Origin of the sequence: Nitrosospira sp. Nsp18, from assembly GCF_900103145.1 — a bacterium.
In the GTDB taxonomy this organism is placed as follows: Bacteria; Pseudomonadota; Gammaproteobacteria; order Burkholderiales; family Nitrosomonadaceae; genus Nitrosospira.
Window position 1 is genome coordinate 66,281 of record NZ_FMWY01000004.1, and the last position, 19,899, is coordinate 86,179.

Here is a 19,899-nt window from a genome sequence, read left to right on the forward strand (position 1 = left end):
AGTGAATCGATCAGCTGCTCAAGCGCCGGCTCGCCACCGTTTCAACAACAGCGAATTGCCTACGACCGATACCGAGCTCATTGCCATTGCTGCACCTGCGACCACGGGATTAAGCAATCCTATCGCCGCCAGCGGTATCCCCAGCACGTTATAGATGAAGGCGAAGAACAAGTTCTGGCGGATCTTCCCCAGCGTTGCGCGTGAAAGCGAGATAGCATCCGCCACACTCATCAAATCATTGCGCATAAGTGTGATGTCGGCGGCCTCGATCGCCACGTCGGAGCCCGCTCCGATAGCGAAGCTCACGTCGGCCGCGGCCAGCGCCGGTGCATCATTGATGCCATCGCCTACCATGCCGGTAAATTTACCGTTTGCCTTCATTTTGCCCACTTCGGCAGCTTTATCCTGAGGCAGCACCTCAGCACGATAAGTGGTAATGCCTGCTTGCCCGGCAATGGCGGCTGCGGTGGCGGAATTGTCGCCGGTGAGCATCACGACTTCGATACCCATCGACTGTAGCCGCGCTACCGCTTGTGCGGAACTGTGCCTCAGCCGGTCGGCGATGGCGAGATGGCCGAGAACTTCGGGCGCCGTGCTGTTTGCACTGGTTACCAGGGCCACGCCTACGACAGTTTTACCCTCGGCCTGAAGAATGGCCATCGAATTTTCATCGACCCGCGCGCCATGTTCGCGCAGAAATCGGGGCGAGCCGAGAAGATACTCGATTCCATCGATGCAGCCAGTGATACCGCTGCCGGTGACGGCCCTGAAATCGCTCACTGTTTGTGGCTGGATACCCAGGCTACTGGCATGCTCCATCACTGCTTTTGCCAGAGGATGCTCCGATCCCTGCTCCAGCGTCGCGGCAATCTGCATCAGATCGTGTTCCATAACCGTTCCTGCCGGAACAATATCCGTCACTGCGGGCGCGCCCTCGGTGAGCGTGCCGGTTTTGTCCACGATCAGAACCTGAATTTTTTCGGCCTGTTCCAGTGCAGCAGCGTTTTTCACCAGCACGCCGGCTTGGGCCCCGCGTCCCGCACCCACCATGATTGCGGTTGGCGTAGCCAACCCCAATGCGCAGGGGCAGGCAATAACCAGCACCGCTACGGCATTAATGAGAGCCGGCACAAAATCCGCGGCCAGCCACCAGTTGAGGACCAGGGTCAGCGCGCTGAGAGTGACCACCACCGGCACAAACACGCCTGAAATCGTATCGGCCAATCGCTGGATGGGCGCCTTGGAACCTTGCGCTTCTTCAACGAGACGGATAATGGCTGCAAGTTGGGTATGAGCGCCGACACCGGTCGCGCGACATTTAAGCAGCCCCTGCTGATTCATGGTGGCCGCGTAGACCATCGCGCCAGTTCGTTTTGTAACGGGCAGGCTTTCGCCGGTCAACATCGCCTCGTTCACGCTGGAGGCGCCTTCAATGACGACGCCATCCACCGGCATATTCTCGCCCGGGCGAACGATAAACACCTCTCCCGGCTTAAGGCTGCTTGCGTCCACTTCCACGATCTCGCCGTTGCGCTCCACCCGAGCAATCTTTGGCTGCAGCCTGATAAGTTCCTCAATAGCCGCCGAAGTCTTGCCCTTGGCGCGGGCTTCCATCAGTTTACCCAATAGAACCAACGTGATGATGACCGCGCTTGCCTCGAAATAGACGTGCTGATCCAGGCTCAGCACCACTACCACTACGCTGAAAAAGTATGCTGCGCTAGTGCCCAGCGCGATAAGCACATCCATGTTGGCTCCGCCGCCGCGTAACGCATTCCATGCCGCGGTATAGAAGCGCTTGCCCACCCAGAACTGTACCGGCGTTGCCAGCACCCATTGCAGCCAGCGCGGCAGTTCTGCACCGCTTTCCCAGAGCATCGGCGCCATCTGCAGCAATAGCGGCAGGCTGAGCGCAGCTGCAATCCAGAACATGCGAAGCTCCGCGTTGTAAGCGACAAGCCTGCGCGCTTTCTCCTCGGCGCGACTGGCTTCGCTGATTTCGCTGGCGCCGTAGCCCGCCCGGGCAATTGCGGCAATCAGGTCATCCACTGCTATCGCGCCGGGGCTGAAGCCGGCGTGGGCAATCTCTGTAGCGAGATTGACGGTAGCGGTGACGCCCGGCAGTTTATTCAGCGCTTTTTCGATACGGCCGCTGCACGCGGCGCAGGTCATTCCCGTGATTTGCAGTTGCACCGATTGTGGAACCACGTGAAACCCGGCTTTCTCAATCGAACGGACCAGATCTTCAGGCTGGGTCGTGGCCGCATCAAACTCAACCCGCGCTTTTTCGTTCGCAAAATTAACTGCAGCACGTACGCCTGGAAGCTTATTAAGGTTTTTTTCAATACGGGCCGCACAGGCGGTGCAGGTCATGCCTTCGATCGGCAATTCTATTTGCTTAAGCGCTAGAGAATGCATGGATGCCTCGCGTCGCAAGATTCATTGATAAACTCGACAAATGTAAATGTATTCGCTCAGCGCTGCGTGGGCGCGTCGCTCGGCTCGAGGTGATTGTCTGCTGGCTTTACCTGCTGCCAACGGGACGAAAGCGAGTTAAAGTCATAACCGGACCCCGTCAGCTTGAGTCCTCGATCCGCCATCATCACACCCATGGCGATAACCAGAATTGCGGAAGCAAGCACCAGCTGGCGCATGATGCTGCGGGACACGCTGCTGGCGACCAGGCCGAAGCTCAGGAGCGGCAACAGCGTGCCCAGGCCGAAGAAGAACAGCATGGTAGCGCCTTCCTGGGGACTGCCAGTACCTGCTGCCATGATGTACATGGCTTGCAGAGGACCGCAACCCAGCATGAATCCATTCAACAGCCCGATTACGAGAGGGCTGCGCTGGCTTCGTAGTTCATTCGCGACACCTTTGGTCACAAAATGAGGCAGGCGCAGGGTAAAGCCGCGCAGCGCAGCAAACACATCCAGCATTTTCAGACCATAGATGATTACAAAGAGGCTGGCTGCGATACTGATGATGCCCCGCATGTAAGGAGTAAAAGTCACGACCGAGCCCAGCAAGCCTAAAGTGCCGCCAATGGCCGCGTAAGAGGCTGTCTTGCCGGTTGCGTACATCAAGTGGCGCATCGCGGTGGAAGCTACGGATTGAGGAACACCTGAGGTCGCGTAGCCGACCACAAAGCCGCCGCACATGCCAACGCAATGGAACCCCGTAAAAAAACCGATGGAAAATAACATGGCATGTCCGAGATTGGGGTTCATCTCTCCCACTAGCCCCGGTATCATGCTTTTGCCCCAAAAGGTAACGCCACCGACCATCAGCAGGAAGAACAGTAAAATCAGTCCGTTTCGCAGATGCTGGCCTGAAGCGTCGGCGATGGCGCTTTCAAACTCATAACCTTTTTCTTCGATTGCATTGCGAATGTCGATTTCCTTGATGCGCTTGCCGTCGAACTCGACATCGACAGTCTGCTTTACGTAATCCGCTTTTACCTTCTGCACACCGGGAAGACGATTCACTGCATGCTCGATGGTTTCTTCGCACCCCGAGCAATGCATGCCTTTGACTTTCAGATGAGAGGCTTTATTCGTCATCGTCGCACCTCTGGTTTCACAGCAGATGTCTACAATGCAATTCCACTGCTTTGCCTATCTACTACGGCTTTATTTTCTGTTTTTCCCGGCTTCAATTGCGTGACGTAGTGTTCGCTGCGGCAGGAAATCCAATGTTTATTTAGACCACCTGTTTGAATGTCTACGATAAAATCGTATACCACATGGGGGTATATGTCAATACCTGGGTAGGGTATATTGCAGGTGCGACCAAGCTGGGCGCGTTTATACAGCCCCGCTTGGTCGCACCGGGTTCACTGGAGATAAAGGGGTAAAGGTAGCGCCGGTTGCTATGCTTGAAGAACCCCTGGATAAGCCAGGATTGCTGACCAGGGTTTGCGGAGAATTAGAGATTCCTGATGGCATTCGACAGGAGCAGTCGACTTGCCTTCAAGACCTGGCCTTTCATCCAGGTCAATCTTGCCGTCGTAATTGCGGAAACAGAATCACGTCGCGAATACTCGGGCTATCGGTGAAGAGCATTACCAGGCGGTCTATACCGATACCCTCGCCCGCAGTCGGGGGCAGGCCGTACTCGAGCGCGCGAATAAAGTCAGCGTCATAATACATGGCCTCGGCATCTCCCGCTTCTCTTGCATCGGCTTGTTCGAGAAAGCGCGCCGCCTGGTCCTCCGGGTCGTTCAATTCCGAAAATCCATTGGCGATTTCGCGGCCGGCAATGTACAGTTCGAACCGGTCGGTTATCGCGGGATTTGCATCGTTGCGCCGTGCCAGCGGTGAAACCTCGGCTGGATAGTCAACGACGAAGGTCGGCTCCAGCAGTAAATGCTCGGTGGTTTCGTCAAATAACGCAAGCTGTAGCCCGCCAATGCCATCCGTGGGTTTGCAGGCGATTCCGAGCGCTTTGAGTTTTTCGATCAGGAACGATCGATCGCCGAGTTGCACATCGGTATATTCCGGATGAAATTTTCGGATTGCCTGGGTAATGGTAAGCCGCGCGAACGGTTGTGCAAGGTCAATTTCACGCCCCTGGTAAATGACTTTGGTTGTTTCCAGCACCTTTATCGCGATTTCCCGCAGCATGCTTTCCGTGAAATCCATCAGGTATGTGTAGTCCTGATAAGCCTCGTAAAATTCCAGCATGGTGAATTCGGGGTTATGCCGAGTCGAAATCCCTTCGTTTCTGAAGCTTCGATTGATTTCAAATACCCGTTCCATGCCGCCGATAACCAGGCGCTTCAGATAAAGCTCCGGTGCGATGCGGAGATACAACTGCATATCCAGCGCGTTGTGGTGAGTGATAAAAGGCCGTGCCGCAGCGCCGCCGGGAATCGGGTGCATCATTGGCGTCTCCACTTCCAGATAGCCATGCCTGACCAAAAACTCGCGTATGGACTGGATGACCCGGGATCGTGTAATAAATACGCTCCGGCTTTTTTCGTTGGTGATGAGGTCGAGGTAGCGCTGGCGATATCTTTGCTCCTGATCGGCCAGGCCGTGAAATTTTTCCGGTAGAGGGCGCAGTGATTTCGTGAGCAGCCGCAGCTTCGTGACGCGAACGGAAAGCTCGCCGGTTCTGGTTCTGAACAGCGTCCCTTGAGCGCCCAATATATCGCCGAGGTCATAGTGCTTGAATGCGTCGTGCGCCTCGATGCCGGCAACGTCGCGGGCAATATAAAGCTGGATGCGTCCATTCATGTCCTGGATGGTGGCGAAGCTCGCCTTGCCCATCACGCGTTTTAATACCATGCGCCCCGCGACGTTTACGATCTTTGGCTCTGCTTCCAGCATTTCGTTGGAATGGCCGCCATATTGCCGGTGCAGATCGGACGAAAAATCGTCGCGACGAAAATTGTTCGGGAAGGCGTTACCTGTTGTGCGCAGCAGATCCAGCTTGGCGCGGCGTTCCTCGACCAGTTTGGCCTCCGCGTTAAGCGAATCGATGGGTTCGCCCGGACTTTCCTCTAAAGCGTCATTCGCCACTGTCGGTTCTCCTTATATGCCTTGTTTCAAGCTGGCTTCAATGAAATCATCCAGTCCGCCGTCCAGTACGGCCTGCGTGTTGCCACTTTCGATATTAGTCCGCAAATCCTTGATACGAGACTGATCCAGCACATAAGAGCGGATCTGGTGTCCCCAGCCGATATCGGTCTTGCTGTCTTCTATCGCCTGCTTCTCGTCATGCCGCTTACGCAGTTCCGCCTCGTACAGGCGCGATTTCAGCATGGCCATCGCGTCCGCGCGATTGCGGTGCTGCGAGCGGCCGCTCTGGCACTGCACCACTATACCTGTGGGGTTGTGGGTTATCCGAATGGCCGAGTCCGTTTTATTGATGTGCTGCCCGCCCGCTCCGGACGCGCGGAAGGTGTCGACGCGTAAATCAGCAGGATTGATTTCTACTTCGATGGTCTCATCCACCTCAGGATAAACGAACACGCTGGCAAAGGACGTATGGCGTCGATTACCCGAATCAAACGGAGATTTTCGCACCAGCCGGTGAACGCCTGTTTCTGTGCGAAGATAGCCATAGGCGTAATCGCCTGAAATTTTGAGACTTGCGCTCTTGATACCCGCGACCTCGCCCGGCGACTCCTCCATCACCTCCACACTATAATTGCGGTGCTCGCAATAGCGCAGGTACATGCGTTCCAGCATTGCCGCCCAGTCCTGCGCTTCGGTACCGCCGGAGCCGGCCTGAATATCCACGAAGCAATTATTGTGGTCCATCGGGTTGGAAAACATGCGACGGAATTCCATTTCCACCACGGTCTTTTCCAATCGGCCGATATCCTGCTTGATACTATGCAACGTAGCGTCGTCATTCTCTTCCTTTGCCATCTGGAACAGATCTCGGGCATCATGTAACTGCCGTCCGACTGTTTCCAGATTGACGACAACCCCTTCCAGCATTTTTTTCTCACGCCCCAATTCCTGGGCGCGCTTGTTGTCGTCCCAGATCGCCGGGTCTTCGGTCAGACGGGTGAGTTCGTTTAGCCGTGTTTGTTTGTTATCGAAGTCAAAGATACCTCCGCAATGCTGCTGTCCGGCTGTCGAGATCTACGAGCTGATGGGCAATGTCGTTAAGCTGTTCCGCTTCCATAGGAGCCTTTAAAGGTGCAAAAGATCAAGAATTATACAGGAAGCGAGAATCTCGTCCGTGACTTGACCACATATGGATGAGAGTAATAACGTACGCAGATATCTAAAATAAACGAAGGAAGCCGCTTGACGATGGCGAACTCGGTCCCGTTAATCCATCAGTTACTCCATCAACTACTCAGCGCTTGCGCATGAAAGTGCAGATGACTTTCGATAAATGTGCTGATAAAGAAGTAGCTGTGATCGTACCCTGCACGCATATTGATCCGTGCGGGGTAGTGGGCTGCTTCACAGGCGGCAATGAAGCGCTCGGTTTTCAGTTGCTCAGCCAGGAATTCATCCGCATTGCCCTGGTCGACCAATATCGGCAGATGTTCCGATGCGCGCGAGGCTGCAATCAGTAGCGTAGCGTCATACGCCCACCAGTTTTTTATATCGTCACCCAGGTAATGGCTGAACGCTTTTTTCCCCCAGGGACTGGTGGTCGGGTTGACCACAGGTGAAAAAGCCGACACCGACCGGTAGCGTACAGGATTTCGCAGTGCGATCATGAGCGCGCCATGGCCTCCCATGGAATGTCCGCAGATAGAGCGTCGGTCGTTAATTGGAAAATGCTGCTCGACCAGGGCCGGTAGCTCATCCACGATATAGTCGTACATGCGGTAATGGCGGCTCCAGGGCTCCTCGGTTGCGTTCACGTAAAAACCGGCGCCCAGCCCCAGGTCGTATGCATCTGCAACATCCGCCACGCCCTCACCCCGGGGGCTGGTATCCGGCATGACAAGCGCAATCCCGAGTTCCGCTGCGGCCCGTTGGGCCCCGGCTTTCGTGGCAAAATTTTCGTCGGTGCAGGTCAATCCCGATAACCAGTAAACGGCCGGCACTTGGCTGCGATTGTCCAGCGGGGGAGATATCTGGGGCGGAAGATAAATAGAAAAATTCATATCGCAATTCAACGACTTTGAAGCGTGTCTGTAACGCTCTTGCGACCCATCGTATGAACGGTGCGACGAGAGAAGTTCCAATTCGGACATATTCCTATCCTCAAAAGCAATTTTCAGCCCCAGCGTAAAATACCTGATTTTATTTATTGAAATGAATAATCGTGCGAATGGATTTACCCTCGTGCATGAGGTCGAACGCTTTATTGATATCTTCCAGGCCCATGGTGTGAGTGATAAAAGTATCGAGCTCAAATTCTCCATCGAGATAGCGCTGGACATAGCCAGGAAGTTCGGTACGGCCTTTTACTCCGCCAAATGCCGAGCCGCGCCATATACGTCCCGTTACCAGTTGAAAAGGGCGCGTACAGATCTCTTCGCCCGCGCCTGCGACACCTATTATCACGGACTCCCCCCACCCTTTATGACAGCATTCAAGGGCAGAGCGCATCAGCTTGACGTTACCGACGCATTCGAACGAAAAATCCACGCCTCCGCCAGTCATATCGATAATCACGTCTTGAATCGGCTTATTGTAGTCCTTGGGATTCACCACATCGGAGGCACCCAGTTGACGTGCTATTTCAAATTTGTCGGGGTTGATGTCGATTGCAATGATACGCCCGGCCCGGGCCATAGCTGCCCCGATAGTCACGGCCAGACCAATGCCACCCAGGCCGAAAACCGCCACGGTATCGCCTGCCTTCACCTTCGCGGTCTTGGCAACAGCGCCCAGACCCGTCGTCACACCGCAACCGAGAAGGCATACCTTCTCCAGCGGCGCCTCCTTACTGATTTTTGCCAATGAAATTTCAGGTATTACCGTATATTCTGAAAAGGTCGAGGTGCCCATGTAATGATAAATGGGTTTTCCGCCCTTAAAAAAACGTGTCGTACCGTCGGGCATAAGCCCTTGTCCCTGGGTGGCCCGGATAGCCTGGCACAGGTTGGTTTTCCCCGATTTGCAAAACTTGCACTCGCCGCATTCGGGGGTGTAGAGCGGAATTACATGATCTCCCACCGCAACGCTGGTGACACCCTCGCCGAGAGCCTCGACGATGCCGCCGCCCTCATGACCGAGAATGGCCGGAAACTTTCCCTCGGGATCTTTCCCCGACAGGGTGAATGCATCTGTATGACAAACGCCAGTGGCCACGATGCGAACGAGTACTTCGCCTTTTCGTGGCGGTAGCAAGTCAAGTTCCTCGATAGTTAACGGCTGGCCCGGTCCCCATGCAACCGCTGCACGTGTTTTGATTGTTTCCATGTAATTCGCTCCGTTTTCGTTACTTTGATCAGCATGGCTAGTATGCTCAGGAATCCGTCAGTTTTCAAATTCCGTTACCGCTTTGTAGCGGTGGTTGCGTCTCGCTTGAGAATCCCTGCGATGGTTTGCTTTTTCATCTGAGCCGTCCTATGATGAAATCGATCCGGTAAGTTGGGCTGGTTTGGATCTCTGCCATTTCCGCCCTAAATTATTTACCTGTGAACAATTTTTAGGAGATCATGATGCGACGAATCTACTTTCTTGTTCCCGATTTAGCCACGACCAAACGTATCGTCGATGAGCTACTCCTTTCGCGAATCGAGGAGCGACACATTCACGTGCTGGCAAAGCGCGGCACTCCTCTGGAAGAGCTACCCGAAGCCAGTTTGCTTCAGAAGAGCGATTTTGTGCCCGCAGTGGAGCGGGGGCTCGCAGTGGGCGGAACGGCAGGTGCGCTCGCCGGACTGGTCGCCATCGCGCTTCCCCCTGCCTCAACGGTCATTGCGGGCGGCATTCTGTTGGGGAGCACTCTTGCAGGGGCGGGAGTAGGTGCGTGGGCGGGCAGTATGATAGGCGTGAGCACGGCCAATTCCAGGGTCAAGCAATTTGAGGAGGCAATTGAGGCCGGTCAGTTTCTCGTTCTGGCCGACGTGCCAAAGAAACGCGTTGCCGAGATCGAGGCACGGATAAAAACGCACTTGCCTGACGTGACTGTAGAAGGGACGGAACCCATAATACCCGCATTTCCTTAACCTGCCTTGCAGGACAGCTAGAGGGTAGCCGTTACTGGAACTGCCGCATGAAACGCCGGTCGATCTGATTTTTTAACCACCAGAAAAAAGCGGAATGCGCTGCCCAACGGCTGTAAGAAGCAATGGCACGTCCATCCGCAGTGCCGATGAGGCTGAGGCTGTGCCGTTGAGGTTTATAATCCTTGAGCAGACTGCCGCCCAGACAGGCTCGAAGATTGTACTCCAGCGGTTTCGCCATACGCACCGCAAATACACCGGACTTGGGTAATTTCTGACTTTCGATGGAGGCTGCATCCCCTGCAGCAAAAATCCAGGGATAATTTATTGCCTGAAGAGTAGGCTTGACTCTAATAAAGCCTTCACGCGTGATATCCAGACCGCTCTCCCCGAGCCAACCTGGGGGGGCAATCTGCGTAACCCAGAAAACGAAGTCCGAGGCCAGGCGCCTTCCGTCATCAAGACGCACACTATGTGGCATAACCTCGACCACCTTGGCCTCAGTTATCACAACCACGTTTCGTTCCAGTAACAGGTTGCGAGCAATGTGTTGAGCGCATGAATTGTGCTCCGGCAGCAAGCGTGCCCCGCTGTGAATGATTGTGAACTCCGCGTGTTGCAGCCGGGAACGCATGGCTAGCGCCAGTTCTACGCCGCCTGCGCCGCCACCCGCGAGAATGATTTGCAGCTGGCCTGTGCTATTTTCGGCCGCGGCCAGAGTGCTTGCCCAGCCTTCCAGCAGGCGTGGCACGGGCTTCGCTGGGATCGCCCATGATTTCGCGCCCTCTACGTTGTCCATATCAGGTATGCCGCCGACATTAATGGAGACAAGGTCGGCAGCCAGGGGCGCAGCACCGCTGTCGAGCAGCACCTGTTTTTGCTTCAGATTCATGCCACGCACTTTTGCATGGATGAACTGAACATTGGCGAGTTTGCATAGATGTCGTAGATTGATAAGCAGTGCTGCTTGCTGGTAGAAGCCGCTGATATGCCCGGGCAACATTCCCGAGTATGCAGCGCACTCAAAATCGCTCACCATGGTCATACACACGTCGTGTAAAGGATTTTTGCAGAGTTTTCGCAGCAATAAGACATGCGTGTGGCCTCCACCGATAAGTATCAATTCACGAGGACGAGTGCCATTTGACGAGTTGGCTATAATGGTTGAAATCCCCGTATCAACGTTTTAGTTTTGTCCACGCTGGTTTATCATTCACCGTTGCAAACCGGAGGAGAAGCACAATGGCAGGGCTAAGTAAAGAAACTCCCAGTCCTAGCGAAATAAAACTTCATCGAAAGTCCAGAATACTGGAGATTTCTTTCAGTGATGGCAAAATTTTCCAGTTTCCCTGTGAATTTTTGCGGGTCTATTCGCCTTCCGCGGAAGTGCGCGGCCACAGCCCTGGCCAGGAAGTGCTGCAAACCGGTAAGAAAGAGGTGAATATCAACGATATCAAGCCCGTGGGAAATTATGCAATCCAGCTTAATTTTTCGGATGGCCATAATACCGGCCTTTATTCCTGGGATTTACTTTATGACTATGGATTGCACCACGATGAAATGTGGCAGCGGTACCTTCATCGCATGCAAGCGGCAGGGGCGAGCCGGGAACCGATGGTGGCCAGCAAGCATTGAACCGCAATCAGCAACCGAATCCGCTGAAGAACTTCCTGGTTTCGCGGCTCGGAGCCGGTTCAGCTACCAGCCCAGCCCCAACTATCCGTCCCAACCCGGTGTATGCGCAAGGTTCTACAGCAACCTTATCTTGCTGTAGTATGTGCCCTTCATTTAATAACTGATCATCCATGACAAAAACGACCCATTTCGGCTTTAATACCGTAGCTGAAGCAGAGAAAGCCCGCAAGGTAGCCGGGGTATTCGATTCGGTTGCCGAGCGCTACAACCTGATGAATGACGTCATGTCCGCGGGCATGCACCGATTGTGGAAGCGATTCGCAGTGGAAACCAGCGGAGTCAAAAAAGGAGACCGGGTACTTGATATTGCCGGCGGCACCGCCGACTTGAGCGCGTTGTTTTTGGAGCAAGTGGGCAGCAATGGCGAGGTCTGGCTCACCGATATCAACAACGCTATGCTCACGATAGGTCGCGACCGATTACTCGATGAAGGTGCGGCTGTCTCGGTAGCGCAGTGCGATGCAGAAAAACTGCCGTTCCCAAGCAACTATTTTGATTGTGTCAGTGTTGCCTTCGGGCTCAGAAACATGACCCATAAGGATGTGGCATTGAAAGAAATGCTGCGCGTACTCCGGCCGGGCGGACGGGTTATCGTCCTTGAATTCTCCAAGGTATGGAAACCATTGCAAAGCTTTTATGATCTTTACTCATTCAAGGTACTTCCTGCGATGGGCGGGCTCATCGCCAGAGACCCGGATAGCTATCGCTATCTAGCCGAATCCATTCGTGTGCATCCCTCGCAGGAGGAATTGAAACAATTGATGCAAAACGCTGGATTCGAACGAGTGGAGTACTTCAATCTGTCAGCGAGCGTGGTTGCGCTTCATCGCGGCTACAAGTTCTAAGGTCTGGAGATTTTAAGGCCAACACACGTCGGCGATTGGAGGAGAAACAAACTGTCGTATGTATGATAGCGTACAGAAAAACTCCACGCAGCATGTCAGTATCACTCATCTTTCCGGTTCTCGACCCGAGGGATAAAGGCCCGCTTATCCCCGCAGAAAATGAGCTGCGGACCTCGTCTATGCAACCTGATTAGATACCGATAAGACATAATAAGGCAAGTTCTGGCCTCGAGCATGAGCATCGTGCCTGTGTCAAGAAGCGCTTTAACCAACCGATGATAAGCAGTTGCTGTCCCTCATCATCGATATTGAAGAAGACTGCCTTCACGAAAGTCTCACAGATGCGTTGGTTATGGCCCAATTTATGTTTGAATCAAGGTTGAATTGGAGGTTCAATCCTTCGCAAGGTAAAAACAATGACCGGCAGTCGTCATGTCGTGCTTCTGTTTGGTGAAATTCTGGTAGACCGGTTTCCCGACAGGGAGGTATTGGGTGGTGCGCCCTACAATGTTGCCCGGCACTTGCGTGCGTTCGGCTGCGCCCCTGTCCTGGTTACGCGTATAGGGCAGGACGCCGCGGGTGCTCGCCTGTTACAGACCTTGGAAAGCTCAGGATTGGCCACACACGGCGTTCAACTCGATACCATCTATCCGACCGGCATGGTGGATATTAATTTTACTTCTGAAGGTCACCGGTTCGATATTATTCCCGATCAAGCCTACGATCATATTCATCCCCGGTTATCGCGAATGGCTGCCCTTGCCGCGAATCCGGAATTTGTCTATTTCGGAACATTGGCGCAGCGTGCCGGCTCGCATCGAGCCCTGCGTCATTTATTGCGTGCTGCGGGCGGTCAGCGTTTTTTTGATGTCAATTTGCGCGATCCATGGGTTTATGTAGACCGCATACGATGGTCATTGCAGCACGCCGATATCGTCAAGGCTAATGACAGCGAACTTGAAAGAATGGCTCAGTTACTGCATATTGAGGAAATATTCGCCGAGGCTCAGGCCAAGGCGCTGATCCAGCGCTATCAGCTGCGCGGCATGCTTATAACTCGTGGTGAAGCGGGGGCCTGGTGGCTGGCAGATTCCGCGGAACCGGTAGCGGTGGTATCCGATCCCATCACGGATATCCGCGATACGGTCGGCGCGGGCGATGCGTTCTCGGCCGTTTTTATACTCGGCCTGCTGAACGGCTGGGCCATACCCCTCACCTTGCAACGGGCACATCATTTTGCCGGTGCAATTTGCCGGATACGTGGCGGACTTCCGGAACACAACGATTTCTACGAACCCTTCACCAGTGATTGGCATATGAATCCCTCTGAATGAAAGATTTATATATCCTGATGCTAAGCCTGCACGGATTGATCCGGGGGAGCGACCTGGAACTGGGGTGCGATGCGGATACCGGCGGGCAGGTGCTATATGTGGTAGAGCTGGCCCGCGCATTGGCGCGCCAGCACGAGGTCGTCAAAGTCGATCTACTGACCCGAAGGATAGAAGATTCCTCTGTATCCGCTGACTATGCTCGTCCGGAAGAGATGCTCGGCGACAATGCACGAATTATTCGTCTTCCTTGCGGGCCGCGCCGATATATGCGCAAGGAGAGTCTTTGGCCCTATCTCGATCAACTAGTAGATCGTGCGCTGCTTTTTCTGCGCGAGCAGAAACGTTTACCCGATGTCATACATAGCCATTATGCCGACGCAGGATATGTCGGGATGCAGCTTTCTCAGCTTCTCGGTATCCCGCAAATCCATACCGGGCACTCGCTTGGGCGAAGCAAACAGCAGCGCCTGCTTGCACAAGGGCGTAAACCACAGGCATTGGAGCGTCAATTCAGCTTCTACCGCCGAATAGCGACCGAGGAAGCCATACTTCAGCATGCGAGCCTGATCATAACAAGCACACCTCAGGAGAGTGACGAGCAATACGGACTGTATACCAACTATCACCGTGAGCGTGCGGTGGTTATTCCCCCCGGGACTGATATCTCGCGCTTTTCTCCGCCCAGTCGCCGGATAGCGCCGGAGCCGGAGGCCGCGAGGCTCATCGACCGTTTTCTGGTGCACCCGCGCAAGCCTTTGGTACTCACGATTTGCCGCCCCGAAATGCGAAAGAATCTCGGTGCTTTGATCGCCGCATTCGGCAGTTCACCTAAATTGCATGAGCACGCAAACCTGGCCATCATCGCGGGTAATCGCGAGGACATCCGTAAGCTTGACGTCGCGCAGGTTGAGGTAATGACCGATCTACTGCTCGATATCGATCTTTACGATTTATGGGGCAAAGTGGCGCTACCCAAACAGCACAAGCCGGCGGATATCGCGGGGTTCTACCGGCTTGCAGCCCGACGCCGGGGCATATTTGTCAATCCTGCGCTCACCGAACCGTTCGGTCTTACCTTGATCGAGGCGGCCGCCAGCGGGCTTCCCATTGTTGCTACAGAAGATGGCGGGCCACGCGATATCGTGGCGCACTGCAAAAATGGGGTGCTGGTGAATCCCACGGATATCAAGGTCATAGCGGAGGCGATTGAATACGGATTAGCTGATTCGACCCGTTGGCGGCGCTGGGCGCGCAATGGTATTGCAGGGGTCAGGAATTACTACACCTGGGATGCCCACGTCAGGAAATACCTGCGCGTTTTGTTCCGTCTGTTGCATCAGGAGCGTAAGCAGATCCGGCGCACCATGGCGATATATCAGAGGCCGCAGCGGCATCCGTTACCGCTGATATCGCATATGCTTATTAGCGATATCGACAATACCCTGCTGGGTGATCGTGCCGCCTTGCGCCGTTTTCTGGCTATCATGCGGGCGACTCCGCCCAATTTAGGCTTTGGAGTCGCCACAGGGCGCACGCTGGAAAGTACACTCAAAATACTGAAGGAGTGGGGCGTTCCCTTACCTGATGTGCTTATTACGGCGGTCGGTAGCGAGATCAATTATGGTCCTGAACTCCGCCCGGATATAGGATGGCAAAATTTTATCAAGCACCTTTGGCGCCGCGATGCGATTAAAAGCGCGCTTGGCGGAGTGCCGGGTCTCACATTGCAAGCGGAAGAAAATCAGCGCGAATTCAAGCTTAGCTACAATGTAGATCCCGAAAAAATGCCACCAATAGCTAAAATACGGGCGCTATTACGCGAGCAAAAATTGTCCGCACATTTGGTCTATTCGCGCCAGGCCTATCTCGACATTTTGCCTCTACGCGGTTCCAAAGGAGGAGCAATACGTTATCTTGCCTATAAGTGGGGGCTGCCGTTGCGTTCCTTTTTAGTCGCAGGTGATTCAGGCAACGATAGAGAAATGCTGATCGGTGACACACTTGGCGTGATCGTTGCCAATCATAGTCCCGAATTGGCGAGTCTAAGGGGAAATGAACAAATTTATTTTGCCCGTGCAGGCTACGCGGACGGCATCGCCGAAGGCATGGCACATTACGAGTTTGGCACTTCCATCATGGAGACCGCGAATGATACCTAAATTTAATGTCTGGGCTGCGGATCATCGTAGCGATTTGTACGCATTGTTACGTAGATGGTTCGAACTGGAACGTCCGCTTTTGCTGCGCTCGGACCTTCGGGCAGCTTTTGATGCATTAAGCACAGAGCTTCCCCAGTCTCTTGTTGAGACTCCGCTACATGAAGTTGTCGATCTCCTGCAAGAAGCGGTGTGCCGGCCTCCGCTGATCTATATGGCGTTACGCGAAGGCGCGGGGAGTTGGCACTTTATGAGTATCCATCAGCAGCAGCTTATACCTGAGCCTGTCAGCGTGTCCGATTATCTGGCTTTCAAGGAAATGCTGGTGCGCCCGGATAGCGCTCATGAACCGGTATTGGAGCTGGATTTTGCGCCATTTAATCGCGGTTTCTCGCGGCTCAAGGAAATTCGATCAATCGGTCAAGGAGTAATTTTTCTCAACAAGCAACTGGCGGGCACGCTGTTCACCCATGCCGGCATGGGTTCGGTCAAGCTGTTGAATTTTTTAACAGTGCATTCCATGGACGGGCATCAATTGATGCTCAACGGCAACTTTGCCGATGTGGCTGCGTTACGTGCCGGTTTGCGCCGCGCGCTTGGGTTGCTTGACAAATATCCAGGTGATACGCCCTGGATGATGCTTGCGGAGTCACTGAGCGGATTGGGCTTTGCACCCGGTTGGGGCGATTGCGCTACGCGGGTGAGCGATACCATGAGTCTGTTGGTAGATATTCTCGAAGCGCCTTCAGCACAAATACTCGAGAATTTTCTGGCGCGAATTCCCATGATATCAAAATTGCTGGTCCTGTCGCCCCATGGCTATTTCGGGCAGGATAATGTGTTGGGATTGCCGGATACGGGCGGTCAGGTGGTTTACATCCTGGATCAGGTAAGGGCTCTGGAACGGGACATGAGCGAGCGCCTGCTCCTTCAAGGAATAACGGCCCAACCGAAAATTCTGATAGGCACACGCCTGATCCCCGAGGCGGGGGATACCTTATGCAACCAGCCGTTGGAAAAAATCCACGGTACCCAGAACTCATGGATTGTGCGTGTACCATTTCGTAAACCCAACGGCGAAGTTGTCCGTTCCTGGATATCGCGTTTCGAGATATGGCCTTATCTGGAGAATTTCGCGCATGATATTGAACGCGAAGCGCTGGCGCAACTGAGCGGCCGCCCGGACCTGGTAATCGGCAATTATTCAGATGGAAACCTGATAGCCTCACTGATTTCCAAACGAATCGGTGTAACACAGTGCAATATCGCTCACGCGCTGGAGCAGAGCAAATACCTGCATTCAGCCTTGCACTGGCGCGAGAATGAAGCCCAATATCATTTTAATTGCCAATACACCGCTGATCTCATCGCAATGAATAGCGCCGATTTTATTATTACGAGTACCTATCAGGAAATTGCAGGTACTTCTCATACCGTGGGCCAATATGAGACCTATCAGAACTACACGATGCCCGGCTTGTATCGAGTGCTGAACGGCATAGATCTTTTTGACCCCAAGTTCAATATTGTCTCCCCCGGTGCTGATGCCGAGGTGTATTTCTCCTATCTCGACGGGGAGCGCCGCCTGAAAACGCTATTGCCCGACATTGAACGTCTCTTATATGGAGACGATCCCGGCGTGCCCTGGCGCGGCCATTTTATCGATCCTGCCAAGCCCCTGATTTTTACAATGGCTCGCCTCGATTTGGTCAAGAATTTGACCGGATTGGCGGCATGGTTTGCCCAGTGTGCGCGCTTATCGGATGCGGCCAATCTACTTGTAATCGGTGGGCATATCGACCCTGCCGCTTCGACCGATGGTGAGGAACGCGCCGAGATTGACCACATGCACGCCATCATGAATGAATATAAGCTGGAAGGACGTATGCGTTGGCTCGGCACTCGCCTGGAAAAGAATCTTGCGGGTGAATTGTATCGGCATGTGGCTGATAAGCGCGGCATTTTTGTCCAGCCAGCCCGATTCGAGGCGTTTGGGCTGACTATCATCGAGGCTATGGCTTCCGGCCTTCCCGTATTCGCTACCTGTTATGGCGGTCCGCGAGAGATCATCCAGCATGGAATATCGGGCTATCATTTCGACCCTAACGATGGTTCTGCTGCGGCCGCAGCCATGGCTGATTTTTTCACTCGCTCAGCCGCCGATCCCAATTTTTGGGATAATATTTCCCAAATGGCTTTAAAACGGGTCGAATCACGTTATACATGGCGTTTGTACGCAGAACGAATGATGACTTTATCGCGTATTTACGGTTTCTGGAAATTTGTCAGCAATCTGGAGCATGAAGAAACTGTACGTTATCTCGATATGTTCTACCATTTGCAATTTCGTCCCATGGCACAGGCACTGCTCCCTCATCAATAAATAATATAGAGTCTTTGCGTCAACACATTCCTGGCTTTGATGCGGCGCCAGGAATAGAATCTGCGGCGGAAAGCATCAATCGCGATCCGGCGTCCGATGTTCGCGATATGTAGCCAGCCTTGTAACCGCAGACGGGATTTCCTTGTTGTCGACTTTCTTTGTTGATAGAATAAATTCGATTATCTTGAATCCGGCGGCTTGACGGAATGGATGAGTGGTTTTTGGAGCAAAGAAATGCGCAACGACACGGGGTGCCACCGCGCAGGGCGGAGCAGTGCCTTCCGCAGGAAGTTCTGCTCCGAAGCAGGATGCGGCGCCCTGCGCACGTAAAACGCGATCACGGTATTCCCCTACGCTGCTCGATCCCCGCTTCGCGCGGCCCCTCTTGCGACACTTCGCGGCGCCATTCCATTCCAGGAAGTTGCAACGCAGCATTGTGTCGCAAAAACTGTTCAATCCGTTCCGTAGCGAGTTCACTGGGAGAGTGAAGCTCAAAGGGTACAAAAAACTCCTTTTCGGTCATCGCGCTTAGCTGGCAAATGAGCTGAAAAATGAGTGGCCAATGCCGTATTCAAGTCATAAACGTGGGTCTATTCAAGCTGGCGCGATAATAGGAGGGGGATCTTGAACGCGTCAGGCAGCAAGACATAGAAAAGTTTATGGAAATAGGGCGCCGCTTTTAGGTACACTTCATAAAAGTTGGATATATGCTCTCGGTTATTTAGCAGTGGCTCGTTCGGCACGTTCAAGTGGCGCGAGTTGCAATACTGTTTTATTGCCGGGTGGCATTTTTTTTGTTCTACGGCTGGAAAAAATTTAGCTCAGGAGTACTCATGAACAAAAAATTTACAGGTATTGCATTTGTCGCATTTATCTTGTCATGGCCAGTCTCTGCCTCGTTATCGCAGCCAAAGCCACAGACACAGCCACAGGCCCAGCAGCAATCACAGCTACCACCGCTAGCCCATGGCGATGGCTGGCGCCTCGTCCGGTCACTCGAGCTGGGAAAATCGGGAAACTATATTCATATGGTCCTGATTGATAGCAACCGCGATATGGACAAGGCTGTTTATGGCGCAGCACTTAGCAAGATATGCCGGTCCGAGCCTGACTTTTGCAGAGTGAGGTTCTGGAACCAGGAGCGCCATGTGTCTCAATCAATTTCTTTTAAAGATTCCGAGTTCAAGGCGCTGAGGGCGGAGTATATTTTTAACCGCGCCGGAGGCGTTCAGCAGTTGCTATATGCCTGCACTGTTGTGTCAGACAAGAGTCAATGTTTTTCCAATTAATGCCTGCAGAGTTGGGCTAGTGGATATCGGACGCTATCGGGGCGCTTTTGATGTACTTTCTTTCGGGCCGTAATGCAGTAACTGAGCATTTGCGGCTACGATAATTGGGGGAGTTTTATGCCACGCCAATTAATAAGTTCAGGTTCCACGTTTGAGCAGGAGATTGGTTATTCGAGAGCCGTGGTTGACGGCGACTGGATTTTTGTCTCCGGCACAACCGGATTCGACTATGCCAGGATGACCATTTCCGATGATCTGCTGGAACAGGCTGAGCAGTGTTTCAAGAATATCGAGGCAGCCCTGGGCGAAGCGGGAGCAAGTATGAGAGATATTGTCCGGGTAACCTATGTATTACCTCATGCAGCAGACTTCCCTAAGTGCTGGCCGACCTTTCGCAAGCATCTCGGGCAGATCAGGCCCGCGGCGATGATGATCTCGGCCGGCTTGTCCGATCCGCGCATGCGTATTGAAATACAGGTAACGGCCCGTCGCGGCTCGGGTACCTGAGATATTGCCAACGGTTGTAGGTGGCAGGTGTAAGTGGTCAATCGATGATGATGAAATGCAATTTGAGCTTGCATAGAGGTCCGGTAACAATAAAT

The 19,899-nt window shown here is 53.6% G+C and carries 16 protein-coding genes; 8 read left to right on the forward strand and 8 right to left on the reverse strand.

Going from position 1 to position 19,899, the window contains the following annotated elements; translation table 11 throughout:
• Positions 1-18 precede the first annotated feature (18 nt).
• From BLS94_RS02890 to BLS94_RS02915, 6 genes are all read right to left on the reverse strand, one after another.
• Positions 19-2,418 carry a heavy metal translocating P-type ATPase gene (locus BLS94_RS02890; RefSeq protein WP_090957697.1) on the reverse strand — a complete coding sequence of 800 codons (2,400 nt, stop codon included), beginning with the start codon at positions 2,416-2,418 and terminating at the stop codon, positions 19-21.
• A gap of 56 nt (positions 2,419-2,474) precedes the next feature.
• Positions 2,475-3,560 (reverse strand): urease accessory protein UreH domain-containing protein, encoded by a 1,086-nt coding sequence (locus BLS94_RS02895; protein ID WP_090957698.1) that lies wholly within the window; start codon positions 3,558-3,560, stop codon positions 2,475-2,477.
• A 432-nt stretch (positions 3,561-3,992) separates the two neighbouring features.
• Positions 3,993-5,522, reverse strand: a complete 1,530-nt coding sequence (gene lysS, locus BLS94_RS02900; RefSeq protein WP_090957699.1) for a lysine--tRNA ligase — start codon at positions 5,520-5,522, stop codon at positions 3,993-3,995.
• A 12-nt stretch (positions 5,523-5,534) separates the two neighbouring features.
• Positions 5,535-6,639 (reverse strand): peptide chain release factor 2 gene (gene prfB / locus BLS94_RS02905; protein WP_143021637.1). Its coding sequence is split into 2 segments (ribosomal slippage): positions 5,535-6,557 and positions 6,559-6,639, totalling 1,104 coding nucleotides; the frame shifts between segments, so codons are not numbered across the junction.
• A 169-nt stretch (positions 6,640-6,808) separates the two neighbouring features.
• Positions 6,809-7,663, reverse strand: a complete 855-nt coding sequence (gene fghA / locus BLS94_RS02910; protein WP_176767776.1) for an S-formylglutathione hydrolase — start codon at positions 7,661-7,663, stop codon at positions 6,809-6,811.
• A gap of 58 nt (positions 7,664-7,721) precedes the next feature.
• Entirely contained in the window at positions 7,722-8,846 is a 1,125-nt protein-coding gene (locus tag BLS94_RS02915; protein WP_090957701.1) for an S-(hydroxymethyl)glutathione dehydrogenase/class III alcohol dehydrogenase, read from the reverse strand.
• Between the two features lie 242 nt (positions 8,847-9,088).
• Here BLS94_RS02915 and BLS94_RS02920 point away from each other — a divergent pair, with 242 nt between their 5' ends.
• Positions 9,089-9,598 (forward strand): DUF1269 domain-containing protein, encoded by a 510-nt coding sequence (locus tag BLS94_RS02920; RefSeq protein WP_090957702.1) that lies wholly within the window; start codon positions 9,089-9,091, stop codon positions 9,596-9,598.
• 31 nt (positions 9,599-9,629) lie between these two features.
• Here BLS94_RS02920 and BLS94_RS02925 read toward each other — a convergent pair whose 3' ends face one another.
• Positions 9,630-10,718, reverse strand: a complete 1,089-nt coding sequence (locus BLS94_RS02925; protein ID WP_256325260.1) for an FAD-dependent oxidoreductase — start codon at positions 10,716-10,718, stop codon at positions 9,630-9,632.
• Positions 10,719-10,837: 119 nt separating this feature from the next.
• Between BLS94_RS02925 and BLS94_RS02930 the strand changes: the two genes are divergently transcribed.
• The 5 genes from BLS94_RS02930 (at position 10,838) to BLS94_RS02950 (ending at position 18,008) form a co-directional block, all read left to right on the forward strand.
• Positions 10,838-11,230, forward strand: a complete 393-nt coding sequence (locus tag BLS94_RS02930; protein ID WP_072767240.1) for a gamma-butyrobetaine hydroxylase family protein — start codon at positions 10,838-10,840, stop codon at positions 11,228-11,230.
• A 170-nt stretch (positions 11,231-11,400) separates the two neighbouring features.
• A complete protein-coding gene (gene ubiE / locus BLS94_RS02935) occupies positions 11,401-12,135 on the forward strand; it encodes a bifunctional demethylmenaquinone methyltransferase/2-methoxy-6-polyprenyl-1,4-benzoquinol methylase UbiE (RefSeq protein ID WP_072767239.1) in 735 nt (244 codons plus the stop codon).
• A gap of 416 nt (positions 12,136-12,551) precedes the next feature.
• A complete protein-coding gene (locus tag BLS94_RS02940) occupies positions 12,552-13,469 on the forward strand; it encodes a PfkB family carbohydrate kinase (RefSeq protein ID WP_090957704.1) in 918 nt (305 codons plus the stop codon).
• Positions 13,466-15,628: an HAD-IIB family hydrolase gene (locus BLS94_RS02945; RefSeq protein ID WP_090957705.1), complete on the forward strand. Its 2,163-nt coding sequence runs from the start codon at positions 13,466-13,468 to the stop codon at positions 15,626-15,628. Before BLS94_RS02940 ends, BLS94_RS02945 begins: the two co-directional genes overlap by 4 nt.
• Entirely contained in the window at positions 15,618-18,008 is a 2,391-nt protein-coding gene (locus BLS94_RS02950) for a sucrose synthase (protein ID WP_090957706.1), read from the forward strand. Before BLS94_RS02945 ends, BLS94_RS02950 begins: the two co-directional genes overlap by 11 nt.
• Positions 18,009-18,345: 337 nt before the next feature.
• Here BLS94_RS02950 and BLS94_RS14465 read toward each other — a convergent pair whose 3' ends face one another.
• Positions 18,346-18,531 (reverse strand): hypothetical protein, encoded by a 186-nt coding sequence (locus BLS94_RS14465; RefSeq protein WP_143021638.1) that lies wholly within the window; start codon positions 18,529-18,531, stop codon positions 18,346-18,348.
• A gap of 310 nt (positions 18,532-18,841) precedes the next feature.
• Here BLS94_RS14465 and BLS94_RS02960 point away from each other — a divergent pair, with 310 nt between their 5' ends.
• Together BLS94_RS02960 and BLS94_RS02965 are read left to right on the forward strand one after the other, a co-directional pair.
• Complete coding sequence (locus tag BLS94_RS02960; protein WP_072767318.1) at positions 18,842-19,297, forward strand: hypothetical protein; 456 nt, start codon at positions 18,842-18,844, stop codon at positions 19,295-19,297.
• 117 nt (positions 19,298-19,414) lie between these two features.
• Entirely contained in the window at positions 19,415-19,804 is a 390-nt protein-coding gene (locus BLS94_RS02965; RefSeq protein ID WP_072767234.1) for a RidA family protein, read from the forward strand.
• Positions 19,805-19,899 lie beyond the last annotated feature (95 nt).

Coding starts and splice junctions, on each gene's coding strand:
- BLS94_RS02930 (WP_072767240.1), top strand. CDS start 10,838: ATGGCAGGGCTAAGTAAAGAAACTCCCAGTCCTAGCGAAATAAAACTT.
- BLS94_RS14465 (WP_143021638.1), bottom strand. CDS start 18,531: ATGACCGAAAAGGAGTTTTTTGTACCCTTTGAGCTTCACTCTCCCAGT.
- BLS94_RS02895 (WP_090957698.1), bottom strand. CDS start 3,560: ATGACGAATAAAGCCTCTCATCTGAAAGTCAAAGGCATGCATTGCTCG.
- BLS94_RS02890 (WP_090957697.1), bottom strand. CDS start 2,418: ATGCATTCTCTAGCGCTTAAGCAAATAGAATTGCCGATCGAAGGCATG.
- BLS94_RS02950 (WP_090957706.1), top strand. CDS start 15,618: ATGATACCTAAATTTAATGTCTGGGCTGCGGATCATCGTAGCGATTTG.
- BLS94_RS02960 (WP_072767318.1), top strand. CDS start 18,842: ATGAACAAAAAATTTACAGGTATTGCATTTGTCGCATTTATCTTGTCA.
- BLS94_RS02915 (WP_090957701.1), bottom strand. CDS start 8,846: ATGGAAACAATCAAAACACGTGCAGCGGTTGCATGGGGACCGGGCCAG.
- ubiE (WP_072767239.1), top strand. CDS start 11,401: ATGACAAAAACGACCCATTTCGGCTTTAATACCGTAGCTGAAGCAGAG.
- BLS94_RS02965 (WP_072767234.1), top strand. CDS start 19,415: ATGCCACGCCAATTAATAAGTTCAGGTTCCACGTTTGAGCAGGAGATT.
- BLS94_RS02945 (WP_090957705.1), top strand. CDS start 13,466: ATGAAAGATTTATATATCCTGATGCTAAGCCTGCACGGATTGATCCGG.
- BLS94_RS02940 (WP_090957704.1), top strand. CDS start 12,552: ATGACCGGCAGTCGTCATGTCGTGCTTCTGTTTGGTGAAATTCTGGTA.
- BLS94_RS02920 (WP_090957702.1), top strand. CDS start 9,089: ATGCGACGAATCTACTTTCTTGTTCCCGATTTAGCCACGACCAAACGT.